Consider the following 21,320-nt stretch of genomic DNA (forward strand, 5'->3'; position numbering starts at 1 on the left):
CCATTCTCCCCTGGACCTCCGACATGGAGGTCCAGGGTCGAGGGTTACTGCGCTGCGCGCTCGAGAACCAGCTCGCGCACGCGGGCGGCGTCGGCCTGGCCCTTCATCGCCTTCATGACGGCACCGATCACAGCCCCGGCGGCCTGGACCTTGCCGTCCTGGATCTTCGCGAGCACATCGGGCTGAGCAGCGAGGGCCTCATCGATCGCGGCGATCAACGCACCGTCATCCGAGACGACCGCGAGTCCGCGGGCGTCCACGACCTCCTGCGGGGTGCCCTCGCCGGCGATGACGCCTTCGAGAACCTGGCGAGCGAGCTTGTCCGTCAGCGTCCCCGCGTCGACCAGCAGCTGCAGAGCCGCGACGTTCTGCGGGCTGATCAGGGCGGCGGCGTCCTTCTCCTGCGTGTTCGCGAGGCGGCTGATCTCGCCGGTCCACCACTTGCGCGCCGTGGCGGGTGTCGCTCCGGCCGCGATCGTGGCCTCGACCTCGTCGATCAGGCCGCCGTTGCGCACATCCTGGAACTCGAGGTCCGTGAAGCCCCAGTCGGCCTTGAGACGGCGTCGACGAGCGACGGGCTGCTCAGGCAGAGCGGCTCGGAGCTCCTCGATGAGCTCGTGCGCCGGCTCCACGGGAAGCAGGTCGGGCTCGGGGAAGTAGCGGTAGTCGTCGGCGTCCGACTTCGGACGACCAGGGGAGGTCGTCCCGGTGTCCTCGTGCCAGTGACGCGTCTCCTGCGTGATCGTGCCGCCGTCGGCGAGGATCTGCGCCTGGCGCTGGATCTCGTATCGCACCGCGCGCTCGACCGAACGCATCGAGTTGACGTTCTTCGTCTCAGTGCGGGTGCCGAGCTTCTCCGCGCCGCGAGGGCGGAGCGAGACGTTGGCGTCGCAGCGCAGGTTGCCGCGCTCGAGACGGGCCTCCGAGATGCCGAGGCTGCGCACGATGTCGCGGATCGTCGAGACGTACGCCTTCGCCACCTCGGGCGCACGGTGCTCGGCGCCGAAGATCACCTTGGTGACGATCTCGACGAGCGGAACGCCGGCGCGGTTGTAGTCGACGAGCGAGTACTCGGCGCCCTGGATACGACCGGTCGCGCCCCCCATGTGGGTGAGCTTGCCGGCGTCCTCCTCCATGTGCGCCCGCTCGATCGGAATCGTCACGAGGGTGCCGTCCTCGAGTTCGACCTCGACCGACCCCTCGAAGGCGATCGGCTCGTCGTACTGCGAGATCTGGTAGTTCTTGCCCAGGTCCGGGTAGAAGTAGTTCTTGCGTGCGAATCGGCTCGACTCGGCGATCGAGCATCCGAGGGCGAGGCCGAGGCTGATCGACGAACGGATCGCGGTCTCGTTCACGACCGGCAACGAGCCGGGCAGACCGAGGTCCACCGGCGCGATGAGGGTGTTCGGAGCCGCGGAGTGGAAGGCCTCGTTCGCCGGGTTCGGCGCGTCGGAGAACATCTTGGTGTTGGTGTTGAGCTCGACGTGCACCTCGAAGCCGAGAACCGGCTCGAAGAGCTCGAGTGCCTTGTCGAAGTCCATGAGCTTGGCGGTGGCCATCAGCGGTTCCCTCCTGCGAGCTTGGGTGCACGTGTGAGGAGCGGTGCGCCCCACGCGTCGAGGAGCACGGCCTCGAGGGCCGCACCGACGCGGTACAGACGGGCGTCCTCCCGTGCCGGAGCGATGAACTGGATGCCGACGGGAAGCCCGTCCTCGGCGGCGAGACCGCTGGGGATCGAGATGCCGGGCACTCCAGCGAGGTTCACCGGAATCGTCGTGATGTCGTTCAAGTACATCTGCAGCGGGTCGTCGATCTTCTCACCGATCTTGAACGCGGTGGTCGGGGCCGACGGCGTCGCGATGACGTCGACGTCGGCGAAGGCGGCAGCGAAGTCCTGCTGGATCAGCGTGCGGACCTTCTGAGCGCTTCCGTAATACGCGTCGTAGTATCCGGCGGACAGCGCGTAGGTTCCGAGGATGATGCGCCGCTTGACCTCATCGCCGAAGCCGGCGTCGCGCGTCGCGGACATGACGTCCTCGACGGTCGGGTTGCCGTCCGGTGTGACCCGCAGACCGAATCGCACGGAGTCGAACTTCGCGAGGTTGCTCGACGCCTCCGCAGGAAGGATCAGGTAGTAGGCGGCGACGCCGTACTCGAAGTGCGGAGCGCCGATCTCGACGATCTCGGCACCCTGCGCCTCCATGAGGGCCAGTGCGCTGCGGAACGATTCCGCGACGCCGGGCTGGAAGCCGCTGTCGGGAAGCTCGCGGATGACGCCGACCTTCAGTCCCTTGAGCACATCGCCCCGTGCGCCGTCGCGCGCTGCGGCAGCGAAAGAGGGCCACTCATCGCGCAGAGAGGTCGAGTCCTTGGGGTCATGGCCGCCGATCACGTCGTGCAGCAGACCGGCATCCAGAACGGTCCGGGTGACCGGGCCGACCTGATCGAGGCTCGACGCCAGGGCGATCGCTCCGTACCTGCTGACGCCGCCGTACGTCGGCTTCACACCGACCGTTCCGGTGACGTGAGCGGGCTGACGGATGGATCCACCCGTGTCCGAGCCGAGCGCGAGTGGCGCCTCGAAGGCGGCGACGGCGGCGGCCGATCCACCACCGGATCCACCGGGGATGCGGTCGAGATCCCACGGGTTGCGGGTCGGACCGTAGGCCGAATGCTCCGTGGAGGACCCCATCGCGAACTCGTCCATGTTGGTCTTGCCCAGCGGGACGAGGCCGGCTGCGCGGGACCGGGCGACCACAGTGGCGTCATACGGCGAGAGATAGCCCTCGAGGATGCGCGAGCCGCTCGTGGTCGGCTGGTCGGTCGTGACCAGGACGTCCTTGATCGCGAGCGGGACACCGGCGAGAGGACCCAGGTCCTCCCCTGCCGCACGCTGGGCATCGATCGCCGCAGCCGTGTCGAGCGCGTGCTCGTTGATGTGCAGGAAGGCGTGGACGGCACCGTCCACCGCGGCGATGCGGTCGAGATGCGCCTGCGTGGCCTCGACGCTCGAGATCTCGCGGGAGGTCAGCTTCGCGGCGAGTTCGGCTGCGGTCAGTCGGGTGATGTCGCTCACTGCTCTTCTCCCAGGATCGCGGTGACGCGGAAGCGGCCGTCGGCCGCGTCCGGTGCATTCTGGAGCACCTGCTCGTGCGTGAGCGTCTCGCCGACCACATCGGGACGGAAGACGTTGCTCAGCGGAATCGGATGACTCGTCGCGACGATGTCGTCGGTTGCCACCTCCGACACCTTCGCGATGTTGTCCACGATGGCGTCGAGCTGGCCGGTGAGCCGCGACACCTCGTCGTCGTTCAGCTGGATGCGCGCGAGCACACCGAGATGGCGTACAAGATCAGGGGTGATTTCAGACACGCCCCAAGTCTAGTTGTCACGCCCGGCGCCTCTCACCCGCCGCTTCCCGGGCGCGGCCTATGCTGAGCGGGTGAGCACGTTCCAGCCTCCTCGCCCGTGGGTCGCCAGCTATGCCGCCGGTGTCCCGGAAGACCTCAGCCCCGTCTCGGGCTCGCTGATCGACATCGTCGCCGCGTCCGCGCGGGACTACCCCGACGCGCCGGCCCTGCAGTTCTTCGGTCGAGAGACCACGTATGCGGAGTTGCAGCAGGCGATCGAGCGGGCCGCGGCCGGCCTGCGCGACCGCGGGGTGCGCGCCGGGGATCCGGTTGCGATCGTCCTCCCGAACTGTCCGCAGCACATCATCGCGTTCTACGCGGTGCTCCGGCTCGGAGCCGTCGTCGTCGAACACAACCCGCTCTACACCCCGCGCGAGCTGCGCAAGCAGTTCGAAGACCATGGCGCGAAGCACGCGATCGTGTGGAACAAGGTCGTCGCGACGGTCCAGGAGTTCCCCGCCGATCTGGCGGTCAGCACGCTCATCTCGGTCGATGTCACCCGGTCGATGCCCTTCCTGACCCGTTTCGCTCTCCGACTGCCGGTGGCCAAGGCGCGCGAGTCGCGAGCGGCGCTGACCGAGAAGGTGCGGGGAACCGTCCCGTGGGAGACTCTGCTCGCGTCCGATCCGCTCCCCTCCGCGCACCCGAGCCCCGCCACGGATGACCTGGCGATCATCCAGTACACGTCCGGAACGACCGGCACCCCGAAGGGGGCGGCGCTCACGCATCGGAACCTGCTCGCGAACGCCGCGCAGGCGCAGGCATGGGTGCCGTCCATCCAGCGCGGCAAGGGATGCGTCGTCTACGCCGTGCTCCCGATGTTCCATGCGTACGGCCTGACGCTCTGTCTCACGTTCGCGATGTCGATGGGAGCACGCCTCGTCCTGTTCCCGAAGTTCGACCCCGACCTGGTGCTCGATGTGATGAAGAAGCACCCGGCGACGTTCCTCCCCCTCGTCCCGCCGATCGCCGACCGGCTGCTCGCCGCCGCGACCCAGAAGGGTGTGTCACTCGCCGGTGTCGAGGTGGCGATCTCCGGAGCCATGGCGCTGCCTCACGAACTCGTGGTCCCGTTCGAGGCCGCGACGCACGGCTTCCTCGTCGAGGGTTACGGACTCAGCGAGTGCTCGCCGGTGCTGATGGCCAATCCGGTGGCCGACAACCGGGTGCCCGGCACGGTCGGCCTTCCGCTGCCCGGTACGGAATGCCGCGTCGTCGATCCCGAGAATCCGAGTGCCGACGTCCCCGCGGGTTCGGCCGGCGAGCTGCTCGTGCGGGGACCGCAGGTCTTCGCCGGTTACTACGGCAAGCCCGAGGAGACCGACGCGGTGTTCGTGGACGGCTGGTTCCGCACCGGCGACATCGTCACGGTCGATGACGCCGGCTTCATCCGCATCGTCGACCGGATCAAGGAACTCATCATCACCGGTGGCTTCAACGTGGCGCCCACAGAGGTCGAGAACGCGCTGCGCCAGCATCCGCAGGTCGTGGATGCCGCGGTCGTCGGCTTGCCCAGCGATCACTCGGGTGAAGAGGTCGTGGCCGCGATCGTCATCGATGGCGCAGCGGACCTCGATGTCGAAGCGATCCGCGAGTTCGCCCGCACGATCCTCACCCCGTACAAGGTGCCGCGCCGGATCTTCGTGGTGGACGAACTGCCGAAGTCGCTGATCGGAAAGGTGCTCCGTCGTCAGGTCAAGGAGAAGCTCCTGGCCCTCACGAGCGGCTCCTGAGGACGCCCTCACAGGCAGGGAGCAGCGCGCCACGCTACCCTTGGTCAGTGACTCCTGAAGATGCAGTGCTGACCGACGCCCCCGAGGACTCCCCCGCGACCCCCGGATTCGAGGAACTCGGCATCACCGGGCCCGTCCTCAAGGCGATCCGTGATCTCGGATACGAGACCCCTTCCCCCATTCAAGCCGCGACGATTCCGACCCTGCTGGGCGGACGTGATGTCGTCGGTATGGCCCAGACCGGAACGGGTAAGACCGCGGCCTTCGCGCTCCCCGTCCTCGAACGCCTCGACGTGTCGCAGAAGTCCCCGCAGGCGCTCGTGCTGGCGCCGACCCGTGAACTCGCGCTGCAGGTCTGCGAGGCCTTCGAGTCCTACGCCTCCAAGATGAAGGGCGTGCACATGCTGCCCGTCTACGGCGGACAGGCGTACGGCGTGCAGCTGTCCGCGCTGCGTCGCGGCGTGCACGTGATCGTCGGAACGCCCGGTCGCATCATGGACCACCTGGCGAAGGGCACCCTCGACCTGTCCGAGCTGAAGTATCTGGTGCTCGATGAGGCCGACGAGATGCTGAAGATGGGCTTCGCGGAGGACGTCGAGCAGATCCTCGCGCAGACGCCCGCCGAGAAGCAGGTCGCCCTGTTCTCCGCGACCATGCCTCCGCAGATCCGTCGACTCGCCCAGAAGTACCTGCGCGATCCTGAAGAGATCAGCATCAAGTCGAAGACCGCGACCGGCACGAACATCACGCAGCGGTACCTCGTGGTCTCGTACGCGCAGAAGGTCGATGCGCTGACCCGCATCCTCGAGGTCGAGAACTTCGACGGCATGATCGTCTTCGTCCGCACCAAGAACGAGACCGAGACGCTCGCCGAGAAACTGCGTGCACGCGGCTACTCCGCTGCGGCGATCAACGGCGACGTCCCCCAGGTGCAGCGCGAACGCAGCGTGAACCAGCTCAAGGCCGGCAAGCTCGACATCCTCGTCGCCACCGACGTCGCCGCGCGCGGCCTCGACGTCGAGCGCATCAGCCACGTCATCAACTTCGACATCCCCACCGACACCGAGTCGTACGTGCACCGCATCGGACGCACCGGCCGTGCCGGACGCAGCGGTGACGCGATCAGCTTCATCACGCCGCGCGAGCGCTACCTCCTCAAGCACATCGAGAAGGCGACGCGTCAGGTTCCCACGCAGATGCAGCTTCCCAGCACCGACGACGTGAACACCACGCGTCTCGCGCGCTTCGACGATGCGATCACCGCCGCGCTCGGCGACGCCGCACGTGTCGAGAAGTTCCGGGACGTGATCGCCCACTACGTCCGCAATCACGATGTGCCCGAGGCCGATGTGGCCGCGGCTCTTGCGATCGTCGTGCAGGGCGACACCCCGCTGCTGCTCGACCCGGCAGACGATCCGCTCGCCAAGGCGCTCGAAGCCGACAGCCGCCCACCGCGCGAGCGTGGCACGCGGGAACCCCGCGAACCGCGCACCGAGCGCCGTGGCCGCGGCGATTACACCGCGTACCGCATCGAGGTCGGCCGCCGCCACCGCGTCGAGCCGCGTCAGATCGTCGGCGCACTGGCGAACGAGGGCGGGCTCGGACGCGATGACTTCGGTGTCATCAACATCCGCCCCGACTTCTCGACCGTCGAACTCCCGTCCAACCTCAGCCCTGCTGTGCTGGACAAGCTCCGTGACACCCGGATCTCCGGTCGTCTGATCGAGATCAAGCCGGACCGCGGCCCGGTCGGTCGACGCAACAGCGGACCGCGCGACGCCGACGGTGGTCGGGGAGACCGCTTCGAGCGCCGCGACCGCGACGAGCGACCTGCACGCACGGATCGCGACGAGAAGCCCTTCCGCAAGCCGCGCCACAAGGCCTGAAGCTCGTAGGACACAGAAGGAGCGGGACCGGTTCGCCGGCCCCGCTCCTTTGTTCACTTCGGCGTCAGACGCGGGTGATCCGTGCGCGGTTCCCGATGGCACACGACCTCGGGCACATGATCAGCGGTCGACAGCGCTTCACGAGCCCTCGGGATCGACGGGCGGGAGGGCATCCGGCCCCTCCGTCACGAGAATGTGGAACTGCGCAGCATCCAGGACTCGGACGCCGAGCTCCTCCGCTTTCGCGAGCTTGGAACCTGCGCCGGGACCTGCGGCCACGAAATCGGTCTTCTTGGACACGCTCGACGCGGCCTTGCCGCCCGCCTGAATGATCGCCTCCTGCGCGCCGTCACGCGTGTATCCGTCCAGCGAACCCGTCGCGACCACAGTCAGCCCGTCGAGCACTCCGCCTACGACCACGTCCGCGCCGGGGCCGGGATGTCCGGGAGTCGACCACTGGACACCGGCATCCGACCATGCCTGGACGATCTCCTGGTGCCAGTCGACCTCGAACCAATCGAGCAGCGAATCCGCGATGATTCCGCCGACGCCTTCGACAGCGGCCAGCTCGTCTCGCGACGCCGCACGAATGGCTGGGAGCGATCCGAACCACTGAGCCAGCGCACGGGCCGCGACCGGGCCCACGTGCCGGATGTTCAGCGACACGAGCAGCCGCCAGAGCTCCTTGGTCTTGGCCTTCTCGAGCTCGGCCAGCAGCGTCAGCGCCTGTGACGAGGGCTGAGGGCCCTCCTTGCCCGCCTTCTTCTCGGCAGCGGTCGGGTTGCGACGGAACGGCGCCCTGGTCTTGACCACGCCGTCGTCGTCTTCCTTCGGGAGGCCTGTCTCGGAGTCGCGCACGAACAACTCGATCGGCACCAGCTGGTCGAGCGTGAGAGCGAACAGTCCGGCCTCCGTCTCGAGCGGAGGGACGGCGGGCGTCGTCGGTTGCGTCAGCGCCGCAGCCGTCACCTCACCGAGAGCCTCGACGTCGAGCGCTCCGCGCGAGCCGATGTGCTCCACGCGACCGCGCACCTGTGCGGGGCAGGAACGCGCGTTCGGGCAGCGGAGGTCGATGTCGCCCTCCTTCATGGCCCGCAACGGGGTGCCGCACTCCGGGCAGTTCTCCGGCATCACGAACTCCCGCTCGGAGCCGTCCCGACGCTCGACCACCGGGCCCAGGACCTCGGGGATGACGTCACCCGCTTTGCGCAGCACGACCGTGTCACCGATCAGAACGCCCTTCGCCTTGACGACATCCTTGTTGTGCAGCGTCGCCTGGCGCACCACGGATCCCGCCACCTGCGCAGGAGCCATCACCGCGAAGGGAGTCGCGCGCCCGGTGCGTCCCACCGACACCACGATGTCGAGGAGGGTGGTCTGCACCTCTTCCGGCGGGTACTTGTAGGCGATCGCCCAGCGCGGAGCGCGGCTGGTGGCACCGAGCTCATCGTGGAGGGCGAGCTCGTCGACCTTGACCACGATGCCGTCGAGCTCGTGTTCGACGTCATGCCGATGCTCACCGAAGTAGGCCACGAAGTCGGCGACGTCGTCGATGCTCCGGCACACCTTCGTGTGCGGGCTCGTGGGGAGTCCCCATTCGGCGAGACGTTCATACACCTCACTCTGCGAGGCGACCGGAGGGTTCTCCCACGCCCCGATGCCATGGACGTAGAGCGCGAGCGAGTCGATGCGCAGGAGTCCGGCCTCGAGCTCGAGCCCGTCCTTCTTGTCGATCTGCTGCCGCAGCCCACCGCTGGCCGCGTTCCGGGGATTCGCGAAGGACGGGAACCGTCGCGCCGCGGCGGTCTTCGCCTTCTCTTCGTCGAACGGCTTCTTGGCCCCGCCACGGGCTTCCCACCGGCTCAGGGCTTCGTTGTAGGCGCGGTCACGGAAGGCCGCCTGCGCGGCGTTGAGACGCTCGAAGGCGGCGACGGGGATGAACACCTCGCCACGCACCTCCACGATCGCAGGATGCCCGTCGCCCGACAACCGCTGCGGGATCTCGGGCAGCCGCAGCGCGTTCTCTGTCACGATCTCGCCGACCCGCCCGTCGCCGCGCGTCGCCGCCGAAGTCAGCACTCCGTTCTCGTAACGGAGATTGATCGCGAGCCCGTCGATCTTCAGCTCCGTGAGCCACGCGACGTCACGTCCGGCGGAGGCGCGCGTCTTCGCCGCCCACTCCTTCAACTCGTCGATCGAGAACACGTTGTCGAGACTCAGCATGCGCTCGGCGTGCTCGATCGTCGCGAGCCCTGTCGCCTCGGCCGCTCCGACCATCTGCGTCGGCGAGTCCTGCCCCTGGAGCTCCGGATGCAGGCGCTCCAGCTCCTCGAGACGGTGCATCCAGCCGTCGTAGGTGAAGTCATCGACCACGGAGGTGTCGCGTCCGTAGTACGCGTCCTTCGCCTCGAGGATGCGCGTCGTCAGCTCCTCGGCCTCGATGCGGGCGTCTTCCAACGAGATGTTCTCAGGCACCCCGTCAGTCTACGAGCGCGCACCGACATCGTTCCGGTGCCTCGCTGGCCCGCCGCCGTCACACGCCGACAGGCACCGCCGACACGGTCGCATCGATCGTGAACTGACCGAGCACGCGGGTGCCGATGTACAGCACGGCGGTCTGGCCCGGGGCGACACCGTCGAGCGGCTGCTCCGGGACGACACGCACACCATCCACGGTGACGAAGGCCGTCGCGGGCACCGGCTCCGCATGTGCGCGGATCTGCACATGGCACGCGAACTCGGCGGCCGTGGGTCCAGCGCCGGCCCAGCTGTGCCGCGCGCCCGAGATCTCGCCGATCGCGAGTGCCTCCTTGGGGCCGACCACGACCGTGTTCGACACCGGCCGCACCTCCAGCACGAAGCGCGGCTTGCCGTCGGCCGCGGGCACACCGAGCTTGAGCCCGCGCCGCTGCCCGACCGTGAAGCCGTGCGCTCCCTCGTGCGAGCCCACGACGGCTCCGGAGCGATCGACGATCTCACCCGTGGCCGTTCCGACCTTCTCGGCCAACCAGCCGCGTGTGTCGCCATCGGGGATGAAGCAGATGTCGTGGCTGTCGGGCTTCTGAGCGACCGTGAGACCGCGCTCCGCCGCCTCCGCGCGGACGATCGCCTTCGAGGGCGTCGTGCCGAGCGGGAAGTAGGTGTGGGCGAGCTGCTCCGCGTTCAGCACGCCGAGCACGTACGACTGATCCTTGGCGTTGTCGGAGGCGCGGTGCAGTTCCAGCCCGGCTTCGCCCTCGATGAGGGTCGCATAGTGGCCCGTGCACACCGCATCGAATCCGAGCTCGATCGCCCGTTCGAGCAGCGCGGCGAACTTGATCTTCTCGTTGCAGCGCATGCAGGGGTTCGGGGTGCGCCCCGCCTGGTACTCGGCGATGAAGTCGTCGATCACGTCATCCCGGAACCGCTCGGAGAAGTCCCAGACGTAGAACGGGATGCCGAGCCTGTCGGCGGCCCGGCGCGCATCCATCGCGTCCTCGATCGTGCAGCAGCCACGGCTGCCGGTACGCAGCGTGCCCCCTGCACGCGAAAGCGCCAGATGCACCCCTACGACGTCGTGTCCTGCCTCCACGGCGCGCGCAGCCGCCACGGCGGAGTCCACTCCCCCGCTCATCGCTGCCAGTATCCGCATGCGTCCAGTCTACGAGCGTGCGCCTGTGCCGGACCCGGATGCGCGCACGTAGGCCTCGGCGATGGCGCGCAGCACGGCATCCACATCCGCTTCGGTGGATGTCCGGCCCAGCGTGAATCGCAGCACGCTGCGGGCATCCTTCTCGTCACGCCCCATCGCGATCACGACGTGCGAAGGCTCCGCCACACCGGCCTGGCATGCCGATCCGGTCGAGGCCGCGACTCCGGCGACGTCGAGGAGGAACAGCAGACTCTCGCCGACAGCACCCGGGAAGAGCAGATGCGCGTTGCCGGGGAGACGATCCCGAGGGGCGCCGAGCAGTTCCGCGGCGGGGACACGTGATCTGATCCCCGAGACCAGGCGATCACGCAACGTTCCGAGGCGCAGGCTCTCCCCTTCCCGTTCCTGCTCCGCGAGCTCGATCGCCGTCGCGAACGCGACTGCCCCCGCGACGTCCTGCGTTCCGGCGCGAAGGCCGCGCTGCTGCGCACCACCGCGAAGGAGCGCAGTCAGCTTCGCGGTACGTGCCACCACGAGCGCGCCGACGCCGACCGGTGCTCCGATCTTGTGACCCGCGACGCTCAGTGCGACCAATCCCGTCCCCGCGTCGGCCGCCCCGCGGAGATTCCGGAAGGACAGCGGAAGGTGCCCGAGCGCGGCGACGGCGTCGAGGTGCAGGGGCGTGCCGGCGGAAGCAGCGGCCGACGTCAGCGATGGTGCGTCATTGATCGTGCCGACCTCGTTGTTCGCGACGAGGGCGGTGGCCAGGGCGGCACCGGGCAGTCGTTCCGCGAAATCGGACGACGAGATGCTCCCGTCCGCCCGCACGGGAACCGCTCGCACGAAGGCACCATCGGCCGCCAGCGCCGCGACCGTGTCCATGGTCGCGTGGTGTTCCGCGTCGGGGAGCACGATGCCGTCCGTCCCGTCGGCCCGTGCGTGCCACAGACCCTGCAGAGCGAGGTTGATCGACTCGGTGCCGCCCGACGTGAAGACGACCTCGATGGGATCGGCATCGAGCACAGCGGCGACGCGCTCCCTCGACTCCTCCAGGATCCGTCGAGCGTCCTGACCTGCACCGTGCGTCGACGAGGCGTTGCCCACCAGCTCCGACGCCGCCAGCCAGGCGTCGCGCGCCTCGGGCCGCAAGGGCGTGGTCGCCGCGTGATCGAGATAGTGCATGAGTCCATGCTCCCGCATTTCGGCACCCCCAGGGCGCGGGGAACCGAGTGCACGATGTCCTGACACCGGGTCACATCCGCCTAGTGTGTACTCATGCCCGCGTCCCGAGACTTCACTGCGCCCGGCGGAACCGCACTCGACGACCTCGGCGTGCGCCTGCACGACGGTGTCGGCACCCTCCGTGTCTGGTCGCAGAACGCTTCATCCGTCGAACTCGTCGTCTTCGATGCGACCGACCTCGATTGGGCGACCGACCAGGTCGCCTTGGAGCGTCTCCCCGGCGGCATCTGGCAGGTCACGACACCGCTGCTTCAGCCCGGAACGCGCTATGCCATCCGGGTCGGCGGCCCTCATGGTCCCGGGAACACGTTCAATCCGGAGACCATGCTTCTGGACCCCTACGCGCGGGGCCTGGCGCAGGGCGATGGATATGAGGAATGGCGCTCCGTCGTCATCGTCGACGGCTTCGACTGGGGCGACTCGCAGAAGCCCCGTATCCCTCTCGACCGGACCGTCATCTACGAGGGGCATCTGAAAGGCCTGACCAAGCGCCACCCCGACGTCCCGCCCGCCCTGCACGGCACGTACGCCGGGCTGGCGCATGCCGCGATGATCGCGTACTTCCGCGAACTCGGGATCACTTCGGTCGAACTCCTGCCCGTGCACGCGTTCGTGCCGGAGCCGCGACTGCTCGAACGCGGACTCACCAACTACTGGGGATACAACACCCTCAACTTCTTCACGCCGCACAACGCGTATGCCAGCGAGGATGCGCGCAAGCAGGGGCCAGAGGCCGTGCTCTCCGAGTTCAAGGGCATGGTGCGGCTCCTGCATGAGGCCGGCATCGAGGTCATCCTGGACGTGGTCTACAACCACACGTCCGAAGAGGGCATCGGGGGCCCGCGATCGAGCCTGCGCGGCATCGACAACGCCAGCTACTACCGTCAGGATGAATCGGGCGCCTACATCGACACCACCGGATGCGGAAACACGCTCGACACGTCGACGGATGCGGGCGCGCGACTGGTGCTGGACTCTCTGCGCTACTGGGCGCAGGAGATGCAGATCGACGGCTTCCGCTTCGACCTCGCCGCCGCGATCGCCCGCGACGCGTCGCACACCTACACGCCTGAGCATCCGCTCCTCACGGCCATCGCGAACGACCCGATCCTGCGCGACACAAAGCTCATCGCCGAGCCGTGGGACGTGGGCCTCGGCGGGTGGCAGACAGGGAACTTCCCGGCAGGCTGGCACGAGTGGAACGACCGGTACCGCGACCGCGTCCGCAACTTCTGGCTCAGTGACATCGACTACGCGCGGCGTGCCTCAGCCCCCGTCGGCATCGGCGGCTTCGCGACACGTCTGGCCGGCTCCTCCAACACGTTCAGCGAGAATCGAGGCCCGCTCGCGAGCGTCAACTTCGTCACCGCCCACGACGGGTTCACCCTGCACGACCTGGTGTCGTACGACGTCAAGCACAACGAGGCGAACGGCGAGCACAACCGCGACGGCGCCGATATGAACCGCGCGTTCAACCACGGCGTGGAGGGTCCGACCGATGACCCGACGATCCTCGCGGCCCGCCGCAAGGCCATGCGCAACCTCCTCGGCACCCTGCTGCTCTCCGCCGGCATCCCGATGCTGACGGCGGGCGATGAGGTCGGGCGTACGCAGCGGGGCAACAACAACGCGTACGCGCAGGACTCCGCGATGACCTGGCTCGGCTGGGAGTTCGAACCGTGGCAGAACGATCTGCGCGCGCACGTCTCCCGGCTCATCGAGCTGCGCTCCGCGAATCCCGCGCTGCGACCGAGCCGCTACGCCCGCCTCGGCGAGCACATCCCGAACGCCTCGGTCATGGACTGGTTCGACCAGAACGGCGAGACCATGGAGAGCGCGCAGTGGACGGACCCCGGCAATCGCACGCTGCAGTACGTCGCGGCGTCGACCCCGGATCGTGAGCAGTACAACCGGATCCTGCTCATCGTGCACGGCACGGAGTCGCCGATCGATGTGCGACTCCCCGCCGAGATCGAGGACGCGACGCGGTTCGTGTCGCTCTGGTCCAGTGCGGATGAGCGTCCGGCCGGCACCGAAGAGGTGTTCGCACCGGGCGATGTGCTGCCGATCCCCGGCACCTCGATGAGGCTCTTCCGGGTGGAATGACGTCGCCCGCCGACGCACCCGGTGCGGTCGCTACCCGCGGCACCTTCTGCGCGGTACATTCGGGGTGTGGCTGCACGTGCTGGTACCCGGTCCTCGGCTCTTCGGAGCTCCGCTCAGATCCCGACGCGCGTCCTGGTCGGTGATACCGGCAGGGACGGCCTCCGCGCGACGCGGCTCCCCCTCGCTGACGCCTCCCCCTCGGTTCCCGGCGGGTTCCCGGCGAAAGCGTTCGTCGGAGAGGTCGTGCCGTTCAGCGTGGTCTCGTTCCGCGAAGGTCACGACGCGATCGGGGTGCATGTCCGGCTCACCGATCCGCACGGCGAGCAGAGCCTGCATCGGCTGACGCCCCGCAACGACGGCACGGATCGCTGGGCCGCCGACATCGCGCTCGACGTGCAGGGCCCCTGGACCTATCGGTTCGAGGCGTTCTCGGACGACTTCGCGACCTGGGCCCACGCCGCATCGTTGAAGGTCGCGGCCGGCGTCGACGTCGACATCATGGCGGCGCTCGGAGCCGAGCTGCTCACGCGTGCCGCGGCCGAGAAGGATCGTCCGGCGACCCAGCGGACGCGGCTGCGCGCGGATGCCGCCGCCCTCCGTGCGGGCGATCCGGCCACGACTCTGGCGCTGTCGACGGATGCCGCTCTCGCCCGGATCTTCGCGGATCGGCCTGTCATCACCCTGACCTCCACGTCCGATGCGTACCCGATCGTCGTGGACCGCACCGCCGCCGGGGTCGCAGCCTGGTACGAGTTCTTCCCGCGGTCCGAAGGGGCGAAGCGCTTGAAGGACGGCACGGTCAAGAGCGGGACGTTCCGCACAGCCGCCAAGCGGCTCCCCGCGGTCGCCGCCATGGGCTTCGACGTGCTCTACCTCGTGCCGATCCACCCGATCGGCGAGACGAACCGCAAGGGGCGCAACAACACCCTCACCACCGAGCCCGGCGATCCGGGATCTCCCTACGCGATCGGCTCGGCGGATGGCGGACACGATGCCATCCATCCCGACCTGGGCACGGCACAGGACTTCCGTGCGTTCGTCCGCGCGGCGCGGAAGGAGGGCCTTGAGATCGCACTCGACCTCGCCCTGCAGGCGTCCCCGGATCATCCGTGGGTCACGGAACACCCGGAGTGGTTCACCACCCTCCCCGACGGCACGATCGCCTACGCCGAGAACCCGCCCAAGAAGTACCAGGACATCTATCCGCTCAACTTCGACAACGACCCGGAGGGCATCTACGCCGAGATGCTGCGCGTCGTGCAGCACTGGGTGGATCAGGGCGTGAAGATCTTCCGGGTCGACAACCCGCACACCAAGCCGCTGCAGTTCTGGGAATGGCTGATCTCGGTCGTGAATGCGGCGGATCCCGACGTGATCTTCCTGGCCGAGGCGTTCACGCGTCCCGCCGTCATGCGCGCTCTCGCCGCCGTCGGATTCCAGCAGAGCTACAGCTACTTCACCTGGCGCAACACCAAGTCGGAGCTCGAGGAGTTCCTCACCTCGGTGTCGCAGGAGACCAGCGACTACATGCGTCCGAATCTCTTCGTGAACACGCACGACATCCTGACCGAGTACCTCCAGTTCGGAGGCCGAGCGGCCTACCGCATCCGTGCGTGCATCGCCGCGACCGCCGCTCCCCTGTACGGCGTGTACGCGGGCTACGAGCTCTTCGAGAACGTCGCCCGTCCCGGTTCAGAAGAGAACATCGACAACGAGAAGTACGAGTACAAGTTCCGGGATTGGGATGGTGAGGAGCGACGAGGCGACTCTCTGGCCCCGCTCCTGCGCTCCCTCAACGGGATACGTCGCGCGCACCCGGCCCTCCGCCAACTCCGCAACTTCCGCACGCACTGGAGCGACGACGACGCCGTGCTCGTGTACAGCAAGCATCTGGATGCCGCTTTCACCGGCACCGGCCGGGCAGACACCATCATCGTGGTCGCGAACGTCGACCCCCATTCGGTCCGCGAGACGACCGTGCATCTCGACACCACCGTCTGGGGCGTCGCGCCCGGCGAGAGCTTCGAGGTCGAGGACCTGCTCACCGGAGCAGTATGGACCTGGAACGACCACAACTACGTACGCCTCGACGCCTTCACGGAGCCGGTGCACATCCTGAAGGTGAAGGAGCGGTCATGAGCTACATCGAAGACGTCGCGGCATCCACCGAATGGGAGGCGATCGCGTCGGGCTCGTTCCATGATCCGCATTCAGTGCTCGGCTCGCACCCGATCACCGATGCGGCCGATCGGACCTCCACCGTCATCCGCGCCCGCCGACCGCTCGCATCGTACGTGGCGGCCGTCTTCGCTGACGGCACTCGACTCGAGCTCGCGCATGTCGCTCAAGGGATCTGGGAAGCTCGGCACGATGGGCCGCCCGTCGCCTATCGGCTCGCGACCGCGTACGGCGACGACGAGGAGACGATCGCCGGCGACCCCTACCGGCATCTGCCGACGCTGGGCGACCTCGACCTCCATCTGATCGCGGAAGGACGCCACGAACGACTGTGGCATGTCCTCGGCGCACACCCGCGCACTCTGGACGGCGAGGATGGTGTCGCGTTCTCGGTGTGGGCACCGAACGCCACCGCCGTGCGCGTCGTCGGCGACCACAACGGGTGGAACGGTGAGCCGCACGCGATGCGATCGATGGGCGTCAGCGGCATCTGGGAGCTCTTCATCCCCGGGCTGAGCGCCGGGGATCACTACAAGTTCCAGATCCGGACCCGCGAGGGAGCCTGGATCCTCAAAGCCGACCCCATGGCCTCTCACGCCGAGGTCCCACCCGCGACGGCCTCCATCGTCGCGACGTCCTCCTACCGCTGGACGGACGGCGCCTGGATGACGCGTCGCGCGGCGACGCACGCGGTCGCGCAGCCCCTGTCGGTCTACGAAGTCCACCTCGGGTCGTGGCGCGGTGGTCTCACCTATCGCGAGGCCGCCGAGCCGCTCATCCAGCACGTCACCGACACCGGCTTCACGCACGTCGAGTTCATGCCGCTCGCCGAGCATCCCTTCGGGGGTTCCTGGGGCTACCAGGTCAGCGGCTACTACGCCCCGACCAGCCGTTTCGGGAGCCCCGACGACCTCCGCTACCTGATCGACCGCCTGCACCAGGCCGGAATCGGCGTGATCATGGATTGGGTTCCCGGTCACTTCCCCAAGGACGCCTTCGCACTCGCGCGCTTCGACGGTCAGCCGCTCTACGAACACCCGGACCCGCGCCGGGGTGAGCACCAGGACTGGGGCACGTTGATCTTCGACTACGGTCGGCCCGAGGTGCGGGGGTTCCTCGTCGCGAACGCGCTGTTCTGGTTCAGCGAATTCCACGTCGACGGATTGCGCGTCGACGCGGTCGCCTCGATGCTCTACCTCGACTACTCGCGGGAGGCCGGCGCGTGGGAGCCGAACATCCATGGCGGTCGAGAGAACCTGGAGGCGATCCGGTTCCTCCAAGAGGTCAACGCGACCGCCTACCGCCTCCACCCCGGGATCATGATGATCGCGGAGGAGTCGACGAGCTTTCCCGGCGTCACTGCTCCCACCGACCACGCCGGGCTCGGGTTCGGGTTCAAATGGAACATGGGGTGGATGAACGACTCGCTCCAGTACATCGAACGGGATCCGATGTTCCGCTCGCACCACGAAGGCGAGATGACCTTCTCGTTCGTCTACGCGTTCGGCGAGAACTATCTCCTGCCGATCAGCCACGATGAGGTCGTGCACGGCAAGGGCAGTCTGCTCGCGAAGATGCCGGGAGACCACTGGCACAAACTCGCCAATGTCCGCGCCTACCTCGCGTACATGTGGGGCCATCCCGGGAAGAAGCTCCTGTTCATGGGGCAGGAGTTCGGCCAGCTCGCCGAGTGGTCGGAGGGCCGAGAGCTCGACTGGTGGCTGTTGGACCAGCCCTCGCACCGGCAGCTGCAGGACTTCGTCGGGGTGCTCAACCGGACCTATCGCGCCCAGGCGCCGCTCTGGGAGCGCGACGGGGACGGCTCGTCCTTCTCCCGCCTCGGTGCACCGAGCTGGGATCCCACGGTCATCGCATTCGAGCGTCGGGATGCCCATGGGGGCAGAGTCATCGTCGTCAGCAACTTCGCCGGAGTGGAGCGGGCCGGGTACCGACTGTCACTTCCGAAGGAGGGCGTGTGGCAGGAGATCCTGAACACCGACGCCGGCGAGTACGGCGGGCGCGGCTCCGGGAACCTCGGTCTGGTCTACGCGCACTCCGACGGTGACACCCCGACCGCCACCATGACGTTGCCGGCGCTGTCTACCATCTGGCTGCGCCACCAGAACGATCCGCACGTGCCGACCATCAGCCGAGGCTGAGCTCGGGGCCGTCGAGACGGCGCCGAGCTCAGAACAGCAGCGAGGTGAGCCTGTTACGGGCGGCGAGCACGCGCGGGTCGCCGGCGCCGATGAGCCCGAACAGCTCGACGAGGCGCTCACGCACCGGCGTGCGCTCGTCCGACGGGAGCTTCTCGAACAGGTCGAGAAGTCGGCCGAAGGCGTCGTCCACGTGCCCGCCGGCCAGATCCAGATCGGCCACGTCGAACTGCGCCTGGACATCGAGTGGCCCCGCCGCTGCGGCAGCACGCGCCGTCTGCAGGTCCAGCCCCTGTGTGCGATCGAGCAGTCGGACCTGACCGAGACCGGCGAGGGCGTCCTCGTCTCGAGGGTTCTCCGCCAGCGCCTTCTCGTATGCGGTGACCGCAGCAGCGTAATCGCCGATCTCGATCGCCGCGAACGCCTCCGCGTGCAGGGGTGGGAGCGGCGGCTCTTCGGGTGTCACGTCGGCCGACTCGACGTCGCCGACCGGCAGCGCACCGGTGACACCGTTCTGCGCGGCGAGCTGGAGCAGCTGCGCGAAGACCTCGCGGACCTGCTCCTCCGGCACGGCGCCGGTGAACATCGGGACCGGCTGCCCCGCGATCAGTGCGACGACCATCGGGATGGACTGCGCACGGAAGCTCTGCGCGAGCTGCGGGTTCGCATCCACGTCGACCTTCGCGAGCAGCACACGACCGCCGAGCTCTCTGGTCACCTTCTCGATGATCGGACTGAGCTGCTTGCACGGGCCGCACCACTCGGCCCACAGGTCGATCACGACCGGGACGGTACGGGAGATCTCGAGGATCTGTCCGAAGGTCTCATCGGTGGCGTCGACGACCACATCGCCGACCCGCGGTGCGGGGGTGCTCGGCGCGGAGGGGTCAGGGCGGTTGCGCAGGCTCGACAGGTCGACGGCGCCGCGCAGAGCGGCGGGAGAGATATCGGTCACTTGATCACCTTCGCGGAGATGAGGTCCTGGTGGACGGCAAGAAGTCTGATCTGTTCGGTGGACCCCTGTGCGGGGACCGCGAAGAACAGCTGGAACGAATATGTGGTCTCGATGCCCTTGGCGGCCTCCGAGACACCGGTCAGGGCCTTCGCCTGGGGGTTCTCACCGAACCGGATCACGGCATCCGCAACGGTCGGAGTGACCGTCTCGGTGTCGGTCACCACGACGCTCACGATCGCGCCACTGCCGAGAGTGGTCATCGCCACCGGCGCGACATCGGCGGGGTTCATGTCGAACGTCACCTTCGATGTCTTCGAGGCGTTGTTGTCGGCAAGCTTCTGCACCAGTTCCTGGCGGCTGTCCCTGATGGATGTCGCGAGCTTCAGCGATGGATCATCGAACAGTCCGTAGGAGGCGCTCTTGTCCGCTTCGTCGACCACATCCGAGAAAGCCGCCGCGAGGTCGGCGGGAGGAACGCTGAGGAAGGCGGAATCGTCCGGCACCAGCGAGGTACCCAACCAGCTGGCCGCGACTTCGGGGAGCGCCACATCAGCCGACATCTCGGCCATGTTGGAAACCTTGTAGTTGGACCACGGATCCTGCTGCGTCATCGTGAGGATCACCGGGGGTACGGTGTCGTCGCTCGTGTTCTTCGACAGCAGAAGCACGGTACGGGGCCATCGATCGGTGGCCTCCGGCAGCACCACTTCCACCTTGTCCGTCGGGATGGCCGAGGGAGGCGTCGTGTCGGGAAGCTTGGTGCGCAGCTCGTACTCGGTCGTCCGCGCGGTCAGTGCCGGCCCATCGAGACGGGTCGCCGCGAGGTCCAAGTCGAGAGCGGTGTCCGCATCGACGAGGGTCGTGGATATCTCCTGAAGGATTCGCGTCGCCTGAGCCTCGGTCACGGCCGGCGGCTTCTGGTTGTCCGGAGCGATCACGGTCGGAGTCGGCGACGGTGTGGCGGAGGCATCATCGAACTGGGGCCAGGAATCCGCCGAGCATCCGCTCGCGAGAAGCGCCGTGAGCCCGATCGCGGGCAGGGCGATCAGGCGAAGGCGACGACGAGGCGTACGCGCAGCGCGCAGAGAGTTCTTCGAATCGGGATCCTTGGTCTCGTCCACAATCTCCGCGTCCTCCACATCTGAGGAGTCCGCGGCCTGAGGAGCTGCAGCCTCTCCTGACGACGACTCGAGGGCGTCGCGCTCCGCCGGGGGAAGCGAGGCGACGTCGATGGGCTGTGTGACGGGCAGCGGACCCGGTCCCTTGCGCCGTGGCCCGCGACCGCGTCGCTGGTGGCGGATGCCGAGCACGTAGAGGATCAGACCGATGAGCAGCACAGCGCCACCGGCGGCCATGAGCGGTCCGGCCCACGGCGTGGAGTTGTCGAGAGGCCAGGAGATCACGATGTCATCCGGCGCGGCCTTGGTGCCGTCGTACGCGATCAGCACGCTCATGCCGTCGGGAAGCTGCATGTTGTCGGCGATCAGCGTGTCGGTTTCACTGAACGAGTCGAGCCACAGATCGGACCCGACCGGGTCGTGTGCGACGGGCTCGTCCGTGGCCTCGCCCTCGGCGTCGCCTTCGGCAGGGGTCGCCGCGACGTGCTCGACATCGAGGGAGCCGTCCTTCGCGACGCTCACCTGGTTGTAGTCCGAGTCGGCGAGCCAGGCCTCGAGGTCAGAGGTGCGCCCGTAGGCGGCGAAGATGTCGCCGTCGCCGTGGATCAGCAGCGTCTGCGCTCCCGGATTGCTCCTGAGCACCTCGCCGTCCATCAGCACGAAAGGCGCAGGCTCTTGGACCTCGACCGTGGTCCGCTCCGACGACGGACCCATGAAGATGGTCCGCTGAGCGATCCCGGCGCCGATCAGCACCGCGGCCAGCACGAAGGCCACCACGGCCCATACGAAACGCACGAATAGTCTCCTCACGCATCCCGGGACCCGCCCGAGACGCAACACTCGACATTCCAGACTATCGAAACCACCTGTGTGTTGCCCACAGACGGTTCCGTGCGACGCTGTTC

Annotated in this window: 13 protein-coding genes; 5 read left to right on the top strand and 8 right to left on the bottom strand. The window is 68.0% G+C overall.

The window, feature by feature from the left end; all coding sequences use genetic code 11:
• Positions 1-44: 44 nt before the first annotated feature.
• The 3 genes from gatB to gatC are packed head-to-tail and all read right to left on the bottom strand — an operon-like array spanning position 45 to position 3,372.
• On the bottom strand, positions 45-1,559 hold the full coding sequence (gene gatB, locus FB560_RS09510; protein ID WP_141872135.1) for an Asp-tRNA(Asn)/Glu-tRNA(Gln) amidotransferase subunit GatB: 1,515 nt from the start codon (positions 1,557-1,559) through the stop codon (positions 45-47).
• Positions 1,559-3,076 (bottom strand): Asp-tRNA(Asn)/Glu-tRNA(Gln) amidotransferase subunit GatA, encoded by a 1,518-nt coding sequence (gatA, locus tag FB560_RS09515; RefSeq protein ID WP_141872136.1) that lies wholly within the window; start codon positions 3,074-3,076, stop codon positions 1,559-1,561. Before gatA ends, gatB begins: the two co-directional genes overlap by 1 nt.
• Positions 3,073-3,372 (bottom strand): Asp-tRNA(Asn)/Glu-tRNA(Gln) amidotransferase subunit GatC, encoded by a 300-nt coding sequence (gene gatC / locus FB560_RS09520; protein WP_141872137.1) that lies wholly within the window; start codon positions 3,370-3,372, stop codon positions 3,073-3,075. Before gatC ends, gatA begins: the two co-directional genes overlap by 4 nt.
• A 70-nt stretch (positions 3,373-3,442) precedes the next feature.
• Between gatC and FB560_RS09525 the strand changes: the two genes are divergently transcribed.
• Both FB560_RS09525 and FB560_RS09530 read left to right on the top strand, forming a co-directional pair.
• The gene (locus FB560_RS09525) at positions 3,443-5,143 is read left to right on the top strand and encodes a long-chain-fatty-acid--CoA ligase (RefSeq protein WP_141872138.1); all 1,701 of its coding nucleotides are present in this window, start codon (positions 3,443-3,445) and stop codon (positions 5,141-5,143) included.
• Between the two features lie 47 nt (positions 5,144-5,190).
• Positions 5,191-7,029 carry a DEAD/DEAH box helicase gene (locus FB560_RS09530; protein ID WP_407662553.1) on the top strand — a complete coding sequence of 613 codons (1,839 nt, stop codon included), beginning with the start codon at positions 5,191-5,193 and terminating at the stop codon, positions 7,027-7,029.
• Positions 7,030-7,167: 138 nt separating this feature from the next.
• On the opposite strand, the gene ligA is transcribed toward FB560_RS09530, so the two are convergent.
• The 3 genes from ligA to FB560_RS09545 are packed head-to-tail and all read right to left on the bottom strand — an operon-like array spanning position 7,168 to position 11,842.
• Entirely contained in the window at positions 7,168-9,504 is a 2,337-nt protein-coding gene (gene ligA, locus FB560_RS09535) for an NAD-dependent DNA ligase LigA (protein ID WP_141872139.1), read from the bottom strand.
• A 58-nt stretch (positions 9,505-9,562) separates the two neighbouring features.
• A complete protein-coding gene (gene mnmA / locus FB560_RS09540; RefSeq protein WP_141872140.1) occupies positions 9,563-10,660 on the bottom strand; it encodes a tRNA 2-thiouridine(34) synthase MnmA in 1,098 nt (365 codons plus the stop codon).
• 9 nt (positions 10,661-10,669) lie between these two features.
• Positions 10,670-11,842 (bottom strand): cysteine desulfurase family protein, encoded by a 1,173-nt coding sequence (locus FB560_RS09545; protein ID WP_229673143.1) that lies wholly within the window; start codon positions 11,840-11,842, stop codon positions 10,670-10,672.
• Between the two features lie 93 nt (positions 11,843-11,935).
• Here FB560_RS09545 and glgX point away from each other — a divergent pair, with 93 nt between their 5' ends.
• The 3 genes from glgX (at position 11,936) to glgB (ending at position 18,345) form a co-directional block, all read left to right on the top strand.
• Positions 11,936-14,008: a glycogen debranching protein GlgX gene (glgX, locus tag FB560_RS09550; RefSeq protein WP_141872142.1), complete on the top strand. Its 2,073-nt coding sequence runs from the start codon at positions 11,936-11,938 to the stop codon at positions 14,006-14,008.
• 66 nt (positions 14,009-14,074) lie between these two features.
• Positions 14,075-16,147, top strand: coding sequence for an alpha-1,4-glucan--maltose-1-phosphate maltosyltransferase (locus FB560_RS09555; protein WP_141872143.1), 2,073 nt, complete (start codon positions 14,075-14,077; stop codon positions 16,145-16,147).
• Positions 16,144-18,345 (top strand): 1,4-alpha-glucan branching protein GlgB, encoded by a 2,202-nt coding sequence (gene glgB / locus FB560_RS09560; protein WP_141872144.1) that lies wholly within the window; start codon positions 16,144-16,146, stop codon positions 18,343-18,345. Before FB560_RS09555 ends, glgB begins: the two co-directional genes overlap by 4 nt.
• 28 nt (positions 18,346-18,373) lie before the next feature.
• On the opposite strand, the gene FB560_RS09565 is transcribed toward glgB, so the two are convergent.
• Positions 18,374-19,297 (bottom strand): tetratricopeptide repeat protein, encoded by a 924-nt coding sequence (locus FB560_RS09565; protein WP_141872145.1) that lies wholly within the window; start codon positions 19,295-19,297, stop codon positions 18,374-18,376.
• Entirely contained in the window at positions 19,294-21,210 is a 1,917-nt protein-coding gene (locus FB560_RS09570) for a glycosyl transferase (protein WP_141872146.1), read from the bottom strand. Before FB560_RS09570 ends, FB560_RS09565 begins: the two co-directional genes overlap by 4 nt.
• Between the last annotated feature and the right edge of the window lie 110 nt (positions 21,211-21,320).

This window comes from Microbacterium saperdae (assembly GCF_006716345.1).
Lineage (GTDB): Bacteria > Actinomycetota > Actinomycetes > Actinomycetales > Microbacteriaceae > Microbacterium > Microbacterium saperdae.

Coding starts and splice junctions, on each gene's coding strand:
- FB560_RS09545 (WP_229673143.1), bottom strand. CDS start 11,842: ATGCACTATCTCGATCACGCGGCGACCACGCCCTTGCGGCCCGAGGCG.
- mnmA (WP_141872140.1), bottom strand. CDS start 10,660: ATGCGGATACTGGCAGCGATGAGCGGGGGAGTGGACTCCGCCGTGGCG.
- glgX (WP_141872142.1), top strand. CDS start 11,936: ATGCCCGCGTCCCGAGACTTCACTGCGCCCGGCGGAACCGCACTCGAC.
- glgB (WP_141872144.1), top strand. CDS start 16,144: ATGAGCTACATCGAAGACGTCGCGGCATCCACCGAATGGGAGGCGATC.
- gatB (WP_141872135.1), bottom strand. CDS start 1,559: ATGGCCACCGCCAAGCTCATGGACTTCGACAAGGCACTCGAGCTCTTC.